The following is a 16569-nucleotide window of genomic DNA, read 5'->3' on the forward strand; positions in this document are numbered from 1 at the left end:
AAGTTAATTTAATTACTCATATCCAGCATCTTTTTCAGTGGCTTGAAGGCCATTGATCTGATTTGTTCGTCCATGTGTAATTCTGGTTTCATTTCTTTTAGACAATTTAATACTTTTTCTAATGTATTCATTCTCATGTATGGACATTCATTGCAACTACACCCATCTAGTCCAGGTACTTCTATATAGGTCTTTAAAGGGTCTGTTAATCTCATTTGATGAATTATTCCTGGCTCAGTGAGAACGATAAATTTATCATTCTCGCTATCTTTAGAGTAATTCAGTAATTTGCTTGTTGAACCTATGAAATCTGCCAAATCTAATAGGTTCTCTTGACATTCTGGGTGGGCAAGTACCTCTGCTGTTGGGTTCTTTATTTTTAACTTTAAAAGAGATTCTTCGTTAAAAGTTTCATGTACGAGACATCTTCCAGGCCATAAGGTTAACTTTCGGCCACTTTGACGTTCAACCCATCTACCAAGATTCCTGTCTGGGGAAAATAAAATTGGTAAATCTTTGGGTAATTGTTTTACAAGATCAACAGCATTACTGCTTGTACAAATTAAATCGCTTTTTGCTTTTACAGCGGCGCTGCAATTTATGTAACTAATTGCAAAATGATTTGGATGTTTATCTAAAAATTTCTGGAAGTCATCTGGCTGGCAGTCGTCTGCAAGTGTGCACCCAGCATCAAAGTCAGGAAGAAGAACAGTTTTATTTGGACATAAGATTTTTGCTGTTTCAGCCATAAAGTGAACGCCACAAAAAACAATTACATCAGCATTTGTCTCCGAGGCTTTTCTAGATAACTCAAGAGAATCTCCGATGAAATCAGCTATGTCTTGTATCTCAGGCTCTTGATAGTAATGAGCAAGAATTATTGCATTTCTTTTTTTACGCAAAGAATTGATCTCATCAATGAGATTATTGCTTTTATTTGAGACTGATGTATCAGTCTTGTAATAGGAAACAGTGGTAATTAGTTTCCAAATGAACGTGTTGGGGCAGTATAGAGGTTAATTTCCTAAATAATCTGTCAGATATCCGAATTGCTATCGCCGGGGATTTGCATGGGTCATGGAGTCAGGATGATCTGGATTTGCTTTTGGCGTTAAATCCTGATGGGGTTTTATTTGTTGGCGACTTGTCAGATGGTGATTTAAGAATTGTTCGGGCAATAAGTAAAATTTCTATTCCCACATCAGTAATACTTGGAAATCACGATAGAGGGAAAGACGGGTCTGGCGAAATCTTAAAAGCACAACTGGATTTGTTAGGTGATAAGAATTGTGCCTGGAAATTGTCTAAATGGAAATTAAGTGAGTTGTCAGTCGTTGGAGCCAGACCTTGCAGTGGTGGTGGTGGTTTTTTCTTAACACAAGAAGTTAAGTCTGTGTTCGGGGAGGTAAGCCTTGATCAATCTGTCTATAGGATCGTTACTGCTGCCAAGTCTGCACCATTAGATTCCCCTTTATTAATACTTGCTCATTCAGGACCAGTTGGGCTTGGGTCAGAGTCATCAAGCCTTTGTGGCAGAGATTGGAAATTGCCATCAATGGATTGGGGCGATAAAGATCTTGGCATCGCAATAGATCAAATTCGTAAATTTAGGGTCCCAGAATTAGTCGTGTTCGGTCACACGCATCATCAATTAAGAATTGGGGGAAATCGTACAAGAAAAACTTTTACTCAAGATCTATGGGGTACATCATATTTAAATGCAGCTTGTGTTCCCAGAAGAGGTATTGATTCCGCAGGAGAAAATTTATGTCATTTCTCTTGGGTTGAGTTTTCGAACGGCAAGCTGATGCATGTATCCCATAGATGGTTCAGGAATGATGCATCATTAGCTTATAAAGAGATTTTATTGAATCAAAACAATTAGTGTTGATTTAATTTAAATTGTGGCTAAACGTTTTCACTTAATTTGCTCATTTAAATCAGGATCCTTAAATTTTTTTTCTGCAATCAAATAAGCACCAACAGCAGAACCAATAAATCCCAGAACATTTCTCATTAAAGGCAAAACATCATTAGTTCTTGTTACTACAGGAGCAATGCCAAAAATTCCAAATAGCATTATCCAAAGAGGTGAGAGGAGCAATAGCCAGCCTAATGAAAATGATTCATCACCTTTTCTTGGAGAAGCAGCGAAACCTGCAATGATTCCACCCAAGAGAGAGGTTAACAATGTCCATTGCCATTGTTCCTGAGGTAGGCCAGGTACCACTTCGCAACCACCACGATCTAAACAGGTTTCAACTGCTTTGATTGAAGCTAATATTGCACCATCCTCACCGTTATCTCTTACATAAAATTGGTTTCCAAATCTTGTTTGTAATTCCACCCAAAAAATTCTGGGCATTAGTGCAAAATATGCATCCCCAACATTAAAACTAAGCAAATTCCCTCCTCTAGGGTCGGCAATTATGAGTAAGCTTGTCTCATCAAGATCCCAATAGTCTTTGACAGCCAAACCAGGAGTTTGTTCATATTGCGACAAAACTCTTATTTTCCATCCAGTCTCTTGTTCATAAGTATTAAGTGAGGTTTCTAAATCTAATCGTTGTTTCTGACTGAGAGCCTTTGCAAGATCGATTATTGGTGTTTGTTCTTTTGGTAAGAGTTCAGGATTATCGTAAGCAAATGTGCCTTCTCCCATTGAAAACATTATCACTAGTCCCAGGCAGAAAATTATGACTTTCTTAAATGATTTTTTTAGCATGTGCTTAATTCTCTTTAAACATATTCTCCATCATGATTGACCCGACTGCGAGATGCCCAAAGTGGTTGATCGAACGGATTGTTGATTGTGGTGGCTCAATAAGTTTCCACGAGTATATGGATTTAGTTTTAAATGATCCTGAAAATGGATTTTATTCAACTGGGAGATTGAATATTGGAAGGGATGGAGATTTTTGCACCTCACCATCTTTGGGTAATGATTTTGCACGTTTGTTAGCTATTCAAATTGTTGATTGGTTTTTAGATTTAGAAAAATCAGGAACCAAAGCCGAATTACTTTCTCTTGTTGAGATTGGACCAGGAGAAGGAACTTTATCGAGAGACTTAATAGTCGCTATTGCTGAAATTTCACCTGCTTTAATCAGTAGAATTGAGCTTGTTTTAATTGAGTTAAATTTAGGTATGAAAAAACGACAAGAAAAAGTAGTTAATAACTTAGAGGGAATTAATCTTCGGTGGAGCAACATAGAAGATCTTATTTTAAGGCCAGTGACAGGGGTAGTTATTGCAAATGAGGTTTTAGATGCTTTACCAGTAGAGAGATTAGTCTTTACCGAGAATAATGTTTTTAGACAAGGAGTTTCTTTGAAAAAAGTAAATGATGAATATCTATTGGAGTTTGTTGACCTCAGACCGACTTCAGAAATTATGAAATTTTTGCAGAATTCGAATAGTCTTTTAAACATTGAGTTTCCACCAAAGGGTATTTGTGACAGATGGATTACTGAATGGCATTGTGATTTGCCTAATTTGTTTGAAAGATTATCTAAGATATTAATCAATGGCTCTTTATTAGTTGTCGATTATGCGATGGAATCGAGGCGATATTACAGCGCAATTAGAAAGGACGGTACTCTTATTTCTTACAGGAATCAAAAAGCAAATTCAGATATTTTGAAAGACCCTGGTTTAAGTGATTTAACAGCTCATTTATGTATTGAATCAACTATTAATTATGCCATTACCAACGGATGGAAGTTTATGGGTGAGACTAGGCAGGGACAGGCTCTATTGGCATTAGGACTTTCAAAATTTCTTTTTTCTCTTCAAAATATGAGTAGTCAAGATTTATCGGCCGCTTTAAATCGAAGGGAGTCATTGTTGAGGCTCGTTGATCCAACGGGACTGGGGGAATTTAGGTGGTTAGCTTTCCAAAAGGAGAATAGTTATGATCTGGCTTTAAGTAATCGTTTTCTTGAAGAGCCAATTAACTAAGGTTTTGCAAGCATTCATGTATTTCTTGATTAGAGATATCATTAAATAAACTTACTTCACCAATTTTTAAGGGCATAACGAAACTCACTTTGCCGTTTTTGACTTTCTTATCTCCTTGAAGTGAACTTAGAACACTTTCTAGTTCAAGCCCAGGCCACTTTGTTGGTAAACCTGCTTTCTCTATTAATCTTTTTTGCCTGTTTGCGTCAATCTTTTCCCATAGTCCCCTTTGAAGAGCTAGTTGACCCACGGCAACCATTCCCATTGCTACAGCCTCACCATGAAGCCATTTCCCATAACCACATAGATTTTCTATTACGTGGCCAAATGTATGTCCATAATTTAAGAATGCTCTAACTCCACTTTCCTTTTCATCTTTTACAACAATTTCTGCCTTGGATTTTGCAGAACGCTTAATTATCTCTATTAGCAGCCTCTCATTTATTCTTGAAAGATCAGATATATTGTCTTCCTTCTCTAGAAGTTCGAATAGTTCTAGGTCTGATATGATTCCGTACTTTATTATTTCGGCCATACCTGCTTTGAATTCTCTGGCTGGGAGAGTAAATAATGTATTGGGGTCTATCAACACCAATTTAGGTTGATGAAAAGCACCTATGAGATTTTTACCTTTTGAATGATTTATGCCTGTTTTACCGCCAATTGATGCATCAACCATGGCAAGTAAAGTTGATGGGATTTGGACTACATGTATTCCACGCAACCAAGTAGCAGCTGCAAATCCAGTCATGTCTCCAATTACACCACCTCCAAGCGCAATCATTAATGATCCTCTCTCTAACCTGGCTTCATAAGCCGCGTCGTGGATTAAATCTATAGAAAGTTGATTTTTTTGATCTTCGCCTGCTTTTAATATTAGAAGTCTTGGTTTGAATTTATTTTTAATTAGACTTTTAATTATGCAATCACTGTAATGATCTGAGACTTCCTTATTAGAAACGACTAATATTTTTAGCCCATCGTTAAAACCAATTTTACGCAGCTCATCTCCTAAGCATTCAAGACTATTTTCTCCTATCACTATCTCGTATGGGTTGCTAGTTAAAGAGACTTTTATATGGAGGTTGTCTTTATTCACAATTGTAAGGATGTAAGATTCTTTTTTGATGACTTATCAAGGCTAAACCACCAAAAGATGGAAGTAACTTTATAGTTGATAAACATAATTCATAAACCAATGATATATGTTCGTATGCATTAAGTATTTATTTTGGGATCATAATAATCACACAGTGGAATATTCTTTAGGTTGTGAATAAAGGATGTTTTTATTAAAATCAAAATTCGTACTTATTTGTTTTTGTTAGTACGAAATTTTTGATGTTTGTTTACAAGTGCACAAAGCTTTAAAAATGAGGTCTTGAACTAATGATTGGGGTTGTGGGTGGAGGACAGTTGGCAATGCTTCTTGTTGAGGCTGGAAAAAAAAGAGATGTTGATGTCGTTGTTCAGACGGCAGCTCAAACTGATCCTGCTGCCAAAAAAACAAATCAAGTAGTTCTTCTTAATCCTACTAATGCAGATGGTACAAAACTTCTTGCGGAAAAGACTCGCTTGATTACTTTTGAAAATGAGTGGATTGATATACCAAGTTTACTTTCTCTTCAAAATAATGGAGTTTCTTTTGTCCCCAGGCTTCAATCAATAAAACCTTTAATTAATAAAATAACTCAAAGAGAGTTGTTAAACAGTCTTGATATTCCTTGTCCTGATTGGTTTCCTATACCTTTAGAAAAATCATCGAAACTGGAAATCCCTTCCGATTGGGAATTTCCATTGATGGCAAAAGCTGCCAAAGGCGGATATGACGGGAAAGGAACTAAAATTATTAAAAATTTAAAACAACTTCAAGAATTTTTTCTGGTTCAAAAGGAGGAGCAATGGATGTTAGAAAAATGGGTCTCTTTCGATAAAGAATTATCAATTGTTTCTAGTAGGGATTCAAAAGGAATTGTTCGAAGTTTGCCAATCGTAGAGACATACCAATCCAAACAAGTATGTGACTGGGTCCTGGCTCCAGCAGATATAAATCATGACGTTGATCTTATGGTGAAAAATATCGTATCTTCCTTGTTGGCTGAGTTGGACTATGTTGGAGTTCTTGCTATTGAATTTTTCTATGGATCTGAAGGATTACTTGTAAATGAAATAGCTCCGAGGACTCATAACTCAGGTCATTTTTCGATAGATGCTTGTTCTAGCAGCCAGTTTGATCAGCAAATATGTGTCACTTATGGTATTGATGTGCCTACGCCTGAAATGCTTGTGAATGGCGCCTTAATGGCAAACTTGCTTGGCTTGCAAGCTGACTATCCAATAACACTCGCTCAGAGGTTGGATAATTTACGGGCTATTCCTGGTGTGTATCTTCATTGGTATGAAAAAGAAGAAGAAAAAAAAGGAAGGAAGCTTGGACACGTTACCTATCTCTTGAATCATAAAGATGCCTTGTCTAGAAAAAAAGAAGCATTAGATGTCTTAAAAACCATAAGGTCAATATGGCCTACTTCTTGATGAGATTTGTTTTAGATTGTTCTAGTACTGCTTTGTTGGTAAAAGCCTTTTAAAGTGCTCTGATCTGACTCTCTTTCGATTTGGGGAAGCTGTCGTGAAAGCAACGTATACCAGCTGGTTCTGGAAACGAAGCCTCACTTTGATTCCCCCTCTGGTTCTTCCAGGTCGATGCTTCTTGGGCTTTACGGCAAAGCGGTACTAATTCCTTAATCAACTTCCATAGTTGGCCTTAGCAGTTTCCTTGAGTTGACATATCGGGTTTGCTCTACCAAAGTGTTTATCCATTTGCAGTATCAAACATTTAATTCCACTATGTGAATTGAACAATCGACAGATTGATGTGATAATTAAAGGACTGATCGCTAAAGAAATAAATCATTCTTTAGCCTGAATTACTTTTCTCCTTGATATTAGGCTTTATCTGATGTTTGCTCCTTGTGTTTTATTTTAATTATTTAAATATTTTATGTAGTAATGAATTAATGTAATTGGTTGTATACAATTTTGGAAGAAGATTTTAGGCCAGCAGCTTTATAGCTATTTAAAAATATTGTTCCAAAGTTTTTTTATCAAATTAAAGTTAGGCTTTCTTCTCCCTGCCCTAATCCAAGTATTTTTAGAAAAAAATTAATCAAACATACAAAAATATTTTTATTTTTTATCTTGCGTTTGGGACATATGAACAATCGATATCAAGAGGCCAATCCTTTAGCTTGGCGAACCTTTCTAAGTAACTCATGATCTTCTCGTGCCCTTTTATCAAGAATGGCAATGTCCCTTCTGGCTTTTTGATCAACTTTTTGTAGATCCTCTCTTGCTCTTTGATCGAGAAGTGCAACGTCTTTTCTTGCCCTTTGATCTATGTTTTCCAAATCAGCTCTAGCTCGTTGATCAGCATTCTCTAAATCAATTTTTGCTCTTTCTACCATGCTCGTCATTGAGTCGACCATCATTGTTAAAGCTGCGGGAACCTGCTTCTCGGCTGATGAAAATGGGGATTTTTCATTCATGCCAATACCAGTGTTTCCTTGATTCGAAGCCATAGATTTAATTAAAATAGCCTCCCATTAAACAGAAGCCTTATTTTTATCATCCTATTATCTCTTTTTATTAGCCCAAAAAACCAAAATCTCCAGAAGAAAAACGAGATGTAATAGAAGCTTGATCAGTCTGCTTTAAAAACTTACTTCTCATCTTTTGAGCTCTTTTCGACTTTTCATGAGATTTAAGTCTTATGACTTTTTAAAAAGAGATCAAAAATTTAAAAGTTAATTATGCTTTTTTAGGTTCCCAATATTAATCTATTTTGTTTAAACAGGACTAAACTTTATGGCTTAATACATTTCAATTGATAGTGTTTTATTTTGGGTAAAGCCTAGCTATCCTTTGTTTTTGATTTTCTATTTCTAGTTTTTTCCTTTCCTTATCCTTGTATGAATCTTCATCTTCATTAAGCCTAAAGAAGACAAAATAGAACAAAACACCTGTAAAGATTAATCCTATGAATAAGATCCAAAAACCAATGAATCCTGTAGGAGATAAATAGTTAATATTAAAAGAATTAACGCTCATTTCTATTACGCCAAAAATCATTCATTTTATTCTATCTACAAAAAATAGAAAAAGCAGGAATATCATTCATTTTTAAAATCTAAATTTATTGCACTGTATTTAAATGGTCTATTAACCCTAATAAGGATTTCTACGCATTAACACATTTTAAAATTTTACTAGAATTTATAATTATCAATATTTTAAAATGGAAGAAACCCATAACTATGCTATGAATCTCATAGTACCATTGATGGGAATTGCGCCACTGCTAATGCTTTTTGTACTTAGAGGCGATAAAAAAACTAAGGTTAGAAAAAATTGGACAAGATCTACCAACTAAAATTAAACGATAAGATTAAATATTTTTTATTAGACGGATTTAAATTGTATATATGATATTTTTCGGGCTCTTAATTAATTTTTTTCTACCCATATAAGGGTTTATAAGAAATCCATCAACCTTAGAAGTAAAAAATTAATCAAACCTTCAATAAATCTCTGTTCGGTTTTCACACACGGTATTCATTTCTTTTCGCTATCTTATATGGAGCTAAAACATCTCTTTAGTTTAAAAAACATTTAGTAAAATTATCTTCGATGCCAAAAAACGAAACTCAACAATTCGCTAAGTTCTTTATTAAAGACCTAAAAATTAAAACACATAAATATCAGAGTGAAAAATCTGAAATTTCTGAATTAAGCTCTTCTTCCTCCAGTTAAAACTTTATCTTTTTTCCTCAATTGCCGATACAACAATTTTTTATAAGTGTTTCCTGTATTGGGTATCTATAAAAATTTGATAGATATTTTTAATTAAAAAATTATCGTTCTCTTTTAAGATAATTATTAAAGTAATACCTGTCGGGTAATAATTGAATTGGTATTTACACTTATTAAATTTCTTCTTTTAAAAAATAAAAATAATCTAAAAAAAAATTAAGATTTTAAAAACTGTGCAAATATACCTTAGTTTCATTTGAGTGATATGACCAAACCCATTCAAAGAAAAACCACGCTTAAATGGAGTCCTGATGGAGAATTATCTTCTGTTGATATGACCAGAATAATTCAACTTCTTGCTAACAAAGAATTAACAGAATGTGCATTAGCGTGTGATGCTAATAAAAGATCTTCAGAGATATTATTTCACTTAAAAGACCGTTAATAAGTGCATTTACCTAAAAAAGTTTTGTTAACTTATCGAGAAATTTAATCGTTCAATAGTATATTTAAATACTTCTGATTAAAAAAAAATATGAAAACGGCACAAGACAGATATTTTGAATGTTTAGAAGTTTGTATTGAGGATGAGCAGGGAAAGTCTTGTCGTCAAGTATGTGCACCTATTTTAAATGATGATCCATATGATCATCCTACAGTTCCAATTATTAATAGTAAGTAAATACTTATTTCGGGAATATTAAATTTCTAATGTTTATTAAATATAATTGGATTTTTTAATAGTTAATTATTAATTCATACTAATTTATATGTTAATGGCCACTTTTTTGATTGGGAGTTCAATTCTAAAAATATTATAGCTACAATGTATTTATAAACTATCAGATCATGGATACACCTATTTCGCATATCAATTCATTAAATGCAATTCTAGCTTTGTACGTAATTTGTTATCAAATATCTATATGCACCGATTGGAGTTGGATCCCAATGAGTAAGGAAGATTATCAACTACCTTATCAGGATAAATGGAGCCGTGTTGGATAAAAATTACTTCAGAATATTCTAAATATACTCTTTTTATTTAAAAATATAGTTAAAGATCTTATGGGTTTTTCTACATTTTTTAATTTGTTAAATTTATAATTAAGAAAGAATATGTTGCTCTCGTAGATCTAACTAACTGTAATTAATTAGATGTTCTGAACTACGTGAAACAAGCCAAATGAGTATCCACCGATAAGAATCCAACCAAGTATTGCCGAAATGATAGTAGATCTTCTGTTATGCCTTCTTATGGCGTTCTCGATCATTTCATTTACATCATCTCTGTTAATCAAATTTGTAGATTTTGGATTGGTAGAAGTCATAGTTTTATGTAAATTTGATGCTTTGAGATTAAATTTGAAACCTTGTTTAAAAAATTCCTTACAAGGATGGAGTTGCTTGTGGGAAATAAGTCGAAATTAATCTCATGAGATGTCCGATGAGTTCAAGAAGAAAGCATCTTGTGTAAACATTTGTAAAGATCATAATAGATTTTTTTGCTGATCGTGTAGGTAAAATCACTTGATTATGATTTTCATCAAAGTTTTTGTTGTGGCAGCAGAAATTTTGTGTTTATCGAGAATTTATTTGAATTTTCAAGAAAGCCCGATTTTCTCTGTTAATCCTGAAATGATTGATAGCAAGCTTATTCAAGAGATATTAGTGTTCAACTATTATGTTTAATTAGGTGTTTTAAATGCTGTCTTATTGGCTCACTTCTTTTGCTTTAAAGCTTAAATATATAAATCAGGTTTTGAAGTTAATACTTAAGAGTAAATATAGGAAATAAAGTGTCTCATTGAAGGCCTAATCTTCGTTAACATGATTTTACAGGGTATGGTTATTTAATGAATTATTAGATGATATTAAAATATAAAATCGATAAATCAATCCTGTAATGCTATGTAAAGATTAACTTGCTAGTTGTTGTTCTAGAGTGGATTATCTATCTATAAGCAGTTAAGAATTATTTTCGTTATTGTCTTTTTCATGCTTTTCTAATAGTTTTCTAGTTAGAAATGGATATGAAGCTTGATGCTTTTCCTTCCATTCTTTGTGTTCTTTTATCTGCTTTTTTAACTTCTCTAGACTTTCTTTCTCTTCTGGGTAAAACCTCTCTAAATATTCGGGACTTAGATTTATATTGCCTTCAAATTCATATACCATTTCTTCGAATGACTCACATATGCCTAGTATATCTGCCATGAAATCCTCGAACTCATCGATATTTATTTCTTGAAGTACTTTCCTTAATTTACTTTGACTTGTTTCCTCAGGTTCCCATTCTTTTTTTAATACGTGTAATAGATTTAATTGCCCAACCCTATCAAGAAGATCCCATTTGGATGCATCATCAGCGGAATAAAAATAAGAGCCATCACCAGACTGATAGAATTTTACTCTTTCTTTATCCATTTATACTGAAAAAAGATTCTATTAAATCTTCTCTAATAGGTTTTACGTGGCTAAGCATTTGCTTCATTAACTTATCATTGTATTTTAGTGTTTTGTAATGTATTAAAAAATGTTTTTGAATTATCATCATTACAATAGCATTTCTTTTGTCAGGAATCTATTTTTTGTTTGTTTTTAGATTCAATTCTTTGAAGTATTTACATTGTATTCTGACTAATTAATTATAATTTTTTTATTCAAAGAAATCTAATGGAAAGGGACCAATAGTTTTTGAACTCAATGAATTATCATAATTTTGACAGCTAATTAATATCCCTTCTCCCAATCCATATTCAATTCTTGCGTGAATTTCACCTGTTTTTTGATTCGCTTTTAAGAAGACTGGGCCTTCAGAACTTGGAAATGTAATGCATTTCATCGCTTTGTATTTAAATTTTTCTTCTAAGCTTCTAATTGCATTAATTCCTTTTTGTAACGAAGGTGCCATAATTCCGATAGTTATCCAATCTGACTTTTTAACAAGATTCCTAAGTTCATTAAGAAGTATCGTTGATTGTTTTTTATTTAATGTAGGAGCTGATCTCAATTTATCAAGATCTTCTAATTTGCATATTTTAAGATCTCTATTTGACATTTATATTTAGATTTTAGATATTTTATCAGCTACATCTCATATTTGCTATTATTTAATTGGTTAATACTAATTTTATGTTTATTTAATTCAAGTTATTCTAATTAAATTTATTAACAGTGTCTAATCTAAAATACATCAATTCTTGTATCTAAGAAAAAAATTCTTTTTTATAAGAATGTTCTTCAATTAATTATTGGAATCTATATAGCCACCTATTCAATTTAGATTGTTCGATTCTTTTCTCCTTCTAGATTCATGGAGTATTTCCAGTTCATTATAGATATCACGTAATGTTTGTTGTATTTGCTCTGTCTTCTCTATTGCTCTAATCGAGTTCATCGCTTTTAGAAGGCTTTCTTTAGCTTCTATCAAACCTCTACATTGGGGGCTGCCAGCTTCGGAGGACATCTTATTATGTTGATTCTATGAAATTATTATAACTATTTTTCAACCTTTTTAAATATTTTTTTTTTTTACTTCTTCATCTTCACTTTAGATTCTGAGGCTTGACGAAACCTATTTTTTTATTTAAAAACACAAATAAGACTTTATTTTTTGATGGCAAAAGTAGAAAACTTAGAAGCTCCTATTGGTTGGCTTATAGATCCTCACAATAAATGGGCCATTCATTTTGATTTTAAAAAGGGATCAAATGAAAAGGAAATCAACAATACAGATTTCACTATAGATATGTGGGGAGTTGTTCCAAACGGAAAACCTATGAAGTTTAAAAGTAGAAGAAAGGTCACAAAACAGGACTCTCAAAAGACTTGGCAGCAATTGATTGATTCCAATTGGGTTGAATTTGATTGCAAAACGACCAAGACAGCATGAAACAAAATTAAGATTTTACATTATTCTGTTTACTAGTTATTATCAATTTGGTTATTTTATGGGTTTAAAATTGCTATATATGTTCAATAAAATTTTCAAGCTATGTATCATATTTTCAGCTGTAATTTCCTCGTGGACATCAATTGTTTTGTTGTCTAATTCAACATTTAATTTAGAAATTAAGGAATTAATAAATAAAATTTATCTAAATCAAAAGAATTTTATGTACAATGTAAAGGATTTGTCTATTTTTTTGTTGAAAGATGCCAATCAACGTTTTTCTGAGAATGATAAAGACTTATTTAATGTACAAATCAACGAAAATAGATAAATAATTTAGATCTTTCAAATTTTATTGATAAATGAAAACACCAATATTTATTTTTTAGTAACTATTTGTTTTCAATTTATTAAAAGATGAAAAAATATCTTGCCCTTTCTGGAATTATATTCAAGTATTTTCTTTTCATTTTACTTTTCTCTAAAATCTAGACTATGACAAATGGCTGTTCTCACTACTCAATCTTACTTTTCAATGATATCCATGCTAGCTCTCTAGATATGTTTGAATTTTAAAAATCTATTTATAATATTTCAACTAATTAAGTACATCTTAAATATACACTTACTAATTAATCTAGATTTAATCCTCTTTTTTTAATAATTATGTTAGATTGTAAAAAACAATCTATTTGCATCTACAGCAAATGAATAATATATTATTTAACTTGAATAATATAAGGACAGAAATATCTTTTAAATCAGTTGATGAACTTCGCGGAATTTTATCTTTTTATCAAAGAAACAACCTTAATAAAATTAATATACCTTGTAAAAACAATTTAAAAAAAGATTTTCTATTAAAGTCCATTAAAATAGCAAAAGAAGAGTTTCCGAATGTTGATATTGTCCCTCATTTTAGTATTCTCCATGAATTCAGAAGAAATAGACAAAATACTCAGGATTCGTTTATTAAATTTCTACAGATTGTAAAATATTTGGGCTGTAAGCAAATACTTCTTGTATCTGGTTCTCAAAAAAGGTCGACTTTAGATTCTGTTGCTGCTTTATCCTTTCTTAAGGATAATCCCGTATCTCATACTAAAGACTTATCTATTGGAGTAGCATTCAATCCTTATTTGCCTACTTTTTTGTTTGAAGAAGAGATTATTAGACTGGAAAAGAAACTTGAATCTGGTTTAGTGGGCTCAGTCTGGATTCAATTTGGTACAGATCATAAACTTCTACAAAACAGAATTAAAATATTAAAAAATATTGTAAATAATACTATGAAAAATAAATTTAAGAATTCAAATATTAAGTTTTTTGGGAGTATTTTAATTCCTTCAAAGCAATTTCTAGCTAGATTTAAGTACAGGCCGTGGAAAGGAGTATATTGTTCTACTGAATTCTTAGAATCATTAGACTTTGCCAACAGCGTAGTGAAAGATATATTATTAATCTATAAACAGAATATGATCTATCCAATAATTGAAACTATGATTCTTTCGGATGATCATTTTAAAACATTAAATAATAACTTTCTAAATAAATCTTAGTAATAACTTAAAAATATTACCAAAATATGAATATCATTCTCATCTATTAAAAAAATTTATCTTTTCTCTATTGTTCTTGCTGGTCAAGTTATATATTTCCTTTTATTTTTATATTAAGTCCTTTGATTGGATGAAGAGATCGTGTTCTCTTGAATTTTTTAAAAAATTGGTGATTGGTTTAAAGGAATGAATCCTTTTGTCTTTTTCATTACTCTTATCTTTTTGATGATAGATAATATTTTTTCTTTGATAGCAGTTGATATCGATACTTCCTTTAGGTATTTCAATACGAGTATACCTGCGTTTTTTTATTATCGAATTTAGCTATGTCTTTATGGTTTTTCTTTTAATACCTATCACCTCTTTTGCTTCCCTTGAACTTATTTTTAGTTCAGCCGTTCTTCGCGGTCGAAGCAAAATTCCATTAATTTATTATAAAGCGATATGAAAAAATGTTTTCATCACGAAAAAACAAAGTACAAAAGATCGTTCCTCAATCAAATTCTTTTGCTGCTGAGACCTTTTTATTGAGGAGAGGCTCCGAAGCTACTCGCTACAAGGTTGTTGCATTGATGATGTTCATCGCTGGATTTGGACTTCTTACTTTAGGTACTTGGGTACTCAATGATTTTAATTTTCTCACCTTCACCAATTAATAATTTAGAGTTCCTATATCTACTGTGACTAACAAAAGTACTTTGTATATTTAGCTGTTCTCTATTGTATTTCTGATTCATATCTGTTTTTATCTAGTAATCTGGTTTGGAGTCTTTATTTTTGAATGTCAAATTCTTGGGATAAATATTTTTCTCACTATTCTGACTGGGATGAGGCTCATTGCTTTAATGTAAGACTGGAACTGAAGTTTGAAGAGAATATAAAGAGTTTAGGTTATGTTGAATACGTCAACTCAGACGATTTGTATATTTGTGAAAATAATATTGCTAACAAAGCTTTCCCTAAAAGTAAAACATACATTAAAAATAAAAATGAGATAAAGTTGTCTTTTGAAGTCCCTTACGATTGGTCAATCGATACAGATTGGGAGGATAAAGCTCTCGTTCTGCTTGGATTGCCTGAAGAATGGGTAATAGACTCATCAGTCGAAGATAACTGAATTTTTGAGTACAACATTTTTAGCTATGATTTGATAAATTTTTGATTTATTTCTAAGAATAGAAAATAAGCGTAAGTCCTTTTTGGGTGAGATGAAATTCTCTCTCTTCACGACTTAAATCCATAGATAATTCCTCCCCTTCTTTAATTGCTTGCTCATATGGAGGTTTTGAAGGAGAAATTCCTTTATAAATCGCTGCAATTCCCAGTGGAGTTGCATTCCATGCGAAATTAGCTGTCTCTCCAATTGGAGGCTGATTTAATGCTTCTTCAAGGAGATTAGAGGAGTTTGATTTTGGGCGAGTTGTTACTGTCATGTTTATATTTAAAATTTCTTATAAAAAAAACTTTTTGGGTGATCCTTAGAAGAACTAATACGACTACTTTCTAATCCATTGATTTGATTTATGCGTGATTTTTGTTGATCTCTGCATTCTTTTGAATACCTTCCTGTTTTCTTTTCTTTAATCGGGTTAATTTTATCAATAATTTTAAACTACTCTTATTATTTATTTAGAATATTTTTTGAAACATAATGAACTGCTGAAACTGTTGAAATAGCTATTGATTATAGTTTTATCTTGGATCTTATAATTAAATCTATGTCTGATATCAATTCATAATGATCTCTATGTTTGAAAGATGATCTATTTAGATTATTTTTCACTTTAAAAGTTTTTTATTATCAAATTATTAGAAAATATAATATCAAATTAATTCATAGCAATCAAGGCTTCCTCAATTGATATACCTAATACCTTTGTTTGATTGTTTTTTCTTTTGCTTGAAATTATAGTTATCATCTTATAAGCATTCTCTAGCAAAGATAGCCATTCCTTTTTTTATGAAGGAGAAGTAGATTTATTTAGAACAAAAAATTTGATTTACTTTACTAATCCGTTAAATTTAAAATATTTTATTAATCTTTTACTTATTATTTCTTATAAAATCCATTCATCTATCATTATTTGGGCTTTTTCCAGTTCATTGTTTGCTTTATGCTCATTAATTCTTCTTAGCGCTGTAAATGCCATCTCTCCTTTTTCCCAAAAAGTAATCCCACTCATAGGGCTTAGAAGATTAGATTCACCACTAGAATTTGTATGATTTTTTGGCATTAGTTCAACAAAAAATAGGTATTTTTTTATTTGAGCTATATAGTTAGTTAACTTCATTATTAGAATAGACTACTACGTGTCACTTATATGGAAACAAAAAAGAGGTGAATATATT

At 31.8% G+C, this 16569-nt stretch carries 21 protein-coding genes and 1 other RNA gene; 11 read left to right on the forward strand and 11 right to left on the reverse strand.

The annotated features are described in order from the left end of the window. Nucleotides 1-8: 8 nt before the first annotated feature. Nucleotides 9-980, reverse strand: a complete 972-nt coding sequence (nadA, locus tag AC6EIW_RS00585; RefSeq protein ID WP_498521662.1) for a quinolinate synthase NadA — start codon at nt 978-980, stop codon at nt 9-11. A 62-nt stretch (nt 981-1042) separates the two neighbouring features. Here nadA and AC6EIW_RS00590 point away from each other — a divergent pair, with 62 nt between their 5' ends. Further along, on the forward strand, nt 1043-1885 hold the full coding sequence (locus AC6EIW_RS00590) for a TIGR04168 family protein (RefSeq protein WP_498521663.1): 843 nt from the start codon (nt 1043-1045) through the stop codon (nt 1883-1885). A 33-nt stretch (nt 1886-1918) separates the two neighbouring features. Here AC6EIW_RS00590 and AC6EIW_RS00595 read toward each other — a convergent pair whose 3' ends face one another. Continuing rightward, nucleotides 1919-2671: a TPM domain-containing protein gene (locus AC6EIW_RS00595; protein WP_498520714.1), complete on the reverse strand. Its 753-nt coding sequence runs from the start codon at nt 2669-2671 to the stop codon at nt 1919-1921. An 86-nt stretch (nt 2672-2757) separates the two neighbouring features. Here AC6EIW_RS00595 and AC6EIW_RS00600 point away from each other — a divergent pair, with 86 nt between their 5' ends. After that, entirely contained in the window at nt 2758-3960 is a 1203-nt protein-coding gene (locus AC6EIW_RS00600) for a class I SAM-dependent methyltransferase (RefSeq protein WP_498520715.1), read from the forward strand. On the opposite strand, the gene aroB is transcribed toward AC6EIW_RS00600, so the two are convergent. After that, the gene (gene aroB / locus AC6EIW_RS00605; protein ID WP_498520716.1) at nt 3953-5059 is read right to left on the reverse strand and encodes a 3-dehydroquinate synthase; all 1107 of its coding nucleotides are present in this window, start codon (nt 5057-5059) and stop codon (nt 3953-3955) included. The genes AC6EIW_RS00600 and aroB overlap by 8 nt on opposite strands. A gap of 290 nt (nt 5060-5349) precedes the next feature. On the opposite strand from aroB, the gene AC6EIW_RS00610 reads away from it, so the two are divergent. Both AC6EIW_RS00610 and ssrS read left to right on the forward strand, forming a co-directional pair. Next, entirely contained in the window at nt 5350-6495 is a 1146-nt protein-coding gene (locus tag AC6EIW_RS00610; RefSeq protein ID WP_498520717.1) for a 5-(carboxyamino)imidazole ribonucleotide synthase, read from the forward strand. A gap of 21 nt (nt 6496-6516) precedes the next feature. Further along, nucleotides 6517-6698: non-coding RNA, 6S RNA (gene ssrS / locus AC6EIW_RS00615), on the forward strand. A gap of 489 nt (nt 6699-7187) precedes the next feature. On the opposite strand, the gene AC6EIW_RS00620 is transcribed toward ssrS, so the two are convergent. Then, nucleotides 7188-7538, reverse strand: coding sequence for a hypothetical protein (locus AC6EIW_RS00620; protein WP_498520718.1), 351 nt, complete (start codon nt 7536-7538; stop codon nt 7188-7190). Between the two features lie 316 nt (nt 7539-7854). Beyond that, the gene (locus AC6EIW_RS00625) at nt 7855-8067 is read right to left on the reverse strand and encodes a hypothetical protein (RefSeq protein WP_498520719.1); all 213 of its coding nucleotides are present in this window, start codon (nt 8065-8067) and stop codon (nt 7855-7857) included. A gap of 967 nt (nt 8068-9034) precedes the next feature. Between AC6EIW_RS00625 and AC6EIW_RS00630 the strand changes: the two genes are divergently transcribed. The 3 genes from AC6EIW_RS00630 to AC6EIW_RS00640 all read left to right on the forward strand — a co-directional run bounded on the left by AC6EIW_RS00630 (nt 9035) and on the right by AC6EIW_RS00640 (nt 9777). Beyond that, nucleotides 9035-9214, forward strand: a complete 180-nt coding sequence (locus AC6EIW_RS00630; protein ID WP_498507032.1) for a DUF8633 family putative protein — start codon at nt 9035-9037, stop codon at nt 9212-9214. A 90-nt stretch (nt 9215-9304) separates the two neighbouring features. After that, nucleotides 9305-9451, forward strand: a complete 147-nt coding sequence (locus AC6EIW_RS00635) for a hypothetical protein (RefSeq protein WP_498462511.1) — start codon at nt 9305-9307, stop codon at nt 9449-9451. Between the two features lie 167 nt (nt 9452-9618). Further along, the gene (locus tag AC6EIW_RS00640; RefSeq protein WP_498520720.1) at nt 9619-9777 is read left to right on the forward strand and encodes a hypothetical protein; all 159 of its coding nucleotides are present in this window, start codon (nt 9619-9621) and stop codon (nt 9775-9777) included. 146 nt (nt 9778-9923) lie between these two features. On the opposite strand, the gene AC6EIW_RS00645 is transcribed toward AC6EIW_RS00640, so the two are convergent. From AC6EIW_RS00645 to AC6EIW_RS00660, 4 genes are all read right to left on the reverse strand, one after another. Beyond that, nucleotides 9924-10100: a hypothetical protein gene (locus AC6EIW_RS00645; protein ID WP_269610077.1), complete on the reverse strand. Its 177-nt coding sequence runs from the start codon at nt 10098-10100 to the stop codon at nt 9924-9926. A gap of 637 nt (nt 10101-10737) precedes the next feature. Then, nucleotides 10738-11193 (reverse strand): hypothetical protein, encoded by a 456-nt coding sequence (locus AC6EIW_RS00650; RefSeq protein ID WP_498520721.1) that lies wholly within the window; start codon nt 11191-11193, stop codon nt 10738-10740. A 232-nt stretch (nt 11194-11425) separates the two neighbouring features. Continuing rightward, complete coding sequence (locus AC6EIW_RS00655; protein ID WP_498520722.1) at nt 11426-11827, reverse strand: DUF1824 family protein; 402 nt, start codon at nt 11825-11827, stop codon at nt 11426-11428. A 216-nt stretch (nt 11828-12043) separates the two neighbouring features. Next, nucleotides 12044-12235, reverse strand: a complete 192-nt coding sequence (locus AC6EIW_RS00660; protein ID WP_498520723.1) for a hypothetical protein — start codon at nt 12233-12235, stop codon at nt 12044-12046. Between the two features lie 150 nt (nt 12236-12385). On the opposite strand from AC6EIW_RS00660, the gene AC6EIW_RS00665 reads away from it, so the two are divergent. The 4 genes from AC6EIW_RS00665 (at nt 12386) to AC6EIW_RS00680 (ending at nt 15337) form a co-directional block, all read left to right on the forward strand. Further along, nucleotides 12386-12661 carry a DUF1651 domain-containing protein gene (locus AC6EIW_RS00665; RefSeq protein WP_498520724.1) on the forward strand — a complete coding sequence of 92 codons (276 nt, stop codon included), beginning with the start codon at nt 12386-12388 and terminating at the stop codon, nt 12659-12661. 707 nt (nt 12662-13368) lie between these two features. Continuing rightward, on the forward strand, nt 13369-14220 hold the full coding sequence (locus AC6EIW_RS00670; RefSeq protein WP_498520725.1) for a hypothetical protein: 852 nt from the start codon (nt 13369-13371) through the stop codon (nt 14218-14220). A 452-nt stretch (nt 14221-14672) separates the two neighbouring features. After that, entirely contained in the window at nt 14673-14876 is a 204-nt protein-coding gene (locus AC6EIW_RS00675) for a hypothetical protein (RefSeq protein WP_498520726.1), read from the forward strand. A 125-nt stretch (nt 14877-15001) separates the two neighbouring features. Beyond that, nucleotides 15002-15337, forward strand: a complete 336-nt coding sequence (locus tag AC6EIW_RS00680) for a hypothetical protein (RefSeq protein WP_498520727.1) — start codon at nt 15002-15004, stop codon at nt 15335-15337. Nucleotides 15338-15389: 52 nt separating this feature from the next. Here AC6EIW_RS00680 and AC6EIW_RS00685 read toward each other — a convergent pair whose 3' ends face one another. Continuing rightward, nucleotides 15390-15653 carry a DUF8674 family protein gene (locus AC6EIW_RS00685; RefSeq protein WP_498520728.1) on the reverse strand — a complete coding sequence of 88 codons (264 nt, stop codon included), beginning with the start codon at nt 15651-15653 and terminating at the stop codon, nt 15390-15392. A gap of 624 nt (nt 15654-16277) precedes the next feature. Further along, entirely contained in the window at nt 16278-16511 is a 234-nt protein-coding gene (locus tag AC6EIW_RS00690; protein WP_498520729.1) for a hypothetical protein, read from the reverse strand. Nucleotides 16512-16569 lie beyond the last annotated feature (58 nt).

Source organism: Prochlorococcus sp. MIT2308, from assembly GCF_059772345.1.

Coding starts and splice junctions, on each gene's coding strand:
- AC6EIW_RS00595 (WP_498520714.1), bottom strand. CDS start 2,671: ATGTTTTCAATGGGAGAAGGCACATTTGCTTACGATAATCCTGAACTC.
- AC6EIW_RS00600 (WP_498520715.1), top strand. CDS start 2,758: ATGATTGACCCGACTGCGAGATGCCCAAAGTGGTTGATCGAACGGATT.
- AC6EIW_RS00610 (WP_498520717.1), top strand. CDS start 5,350: ATGATTGGGGTTGTGGGTGGAGGACAGTTGGCAATGCTTCTTGTTGAG.
- AC6EIW_RS00620 (WP_498520718.1), bottom strand. CDS start 7,538: ATGGCTTCGAATCAAGGAAACACTGGTATTGGCATGAATGAAAAATCC.
- AC6EIW_RS00625 (WP_498520719.1), bottom strand. CDS start 8,067: ATGAGCGTTAATTCTTTTAATATTAACTATTTATCTCCTACAGGATTC.
- AC6EIW_RS00630 (WP_498507032.1), top strand. CDS start 9,035: ATGACCAAACCCATTCAAAGAAAAACCACGCTTAAATGGAGTCCTGAT.
- AC6EIW_RS00635 (WP_498462511.1), top strand. CDS start 9,305: ATGAAAACGGCACAAGACAGATATTTTGAATGTTTAGAAGTTTGTATT.
- AC6EIW_RS00640 (WP_498520720.1), top strand. CDS start 9,619: ATGGATACACCTATTTCGCATATCAATTCATTAAATGCAATTCTAGCT.
- AC6EIW_RS00645 (WP_269610077.1), bottom strand. CDS start 10,100: ATGACTTCTACCAATCCAAAATCTACAAATTTGATTAACAGAGATGAT.
- AC6EIW_RS00650 (WP_498520721.1), bottom strand. CDS start 11,193: ATGGATAAAGAAAGAGTAAAATTCTATCAGTCTGGTGATGGCTCTTAT.
- AC6EIW_RS00655 (WP_498520722.1), bottom strand. CDS start 11,827: ATGTCAAATAGAGATCTTAAAATATGCAAATTAGAAGATCTTGATAAA.
- AC6EIW_RS00660 (WP_498520723.1), bottom strand. CDS start 12,235: ATGTCCTCCGAAGCTGGCAGCCCCCAATGTAGAGGTTTGATAGAAGCT.
- AC6EIW_RS00665 (WP_498520724.1), top strand. CDS start 12,386: ATGGCAAAAGTAGAAAACTTAGAAGCTCCTATTGGTTGGCTTATAGAT.
- AC6EIW_RS00670 (WP_498520725.1), top strand. CDS start 13,369: ATGAATAATATATTATTTAACTTGAATAATATAAGGACAGAAATATCT.
- AC6EIW_RS00675 (WP_498520726.1), top strand. CDS start 14,673: ATGTTTTCATCACGAAAAAACAAAGTACAAAAGATCGTTCCTCAATCA.
- AC6EIW_RS00680 (WP_498520727.1), top strand. CDS start 15,002: ATGTCAAATTCTTGGGATAAATATTTTTCTCACTATTCTGACTGGGAT.
- AC6EIW_RS00685 (WP_498520728.1), bottom strand. CDS start 15,653: ATGACAGTAACAACTCGCCCAAAATCAAACTCCTCTAATCTCCTTGAA.
- AC6EIW_RS00690 (WP_498520729.1), bottom strand. CDS start 16,511: ATGAAGTTAACTAACTATATAGCTCAAATAAAAAAATACCTATTTTTT.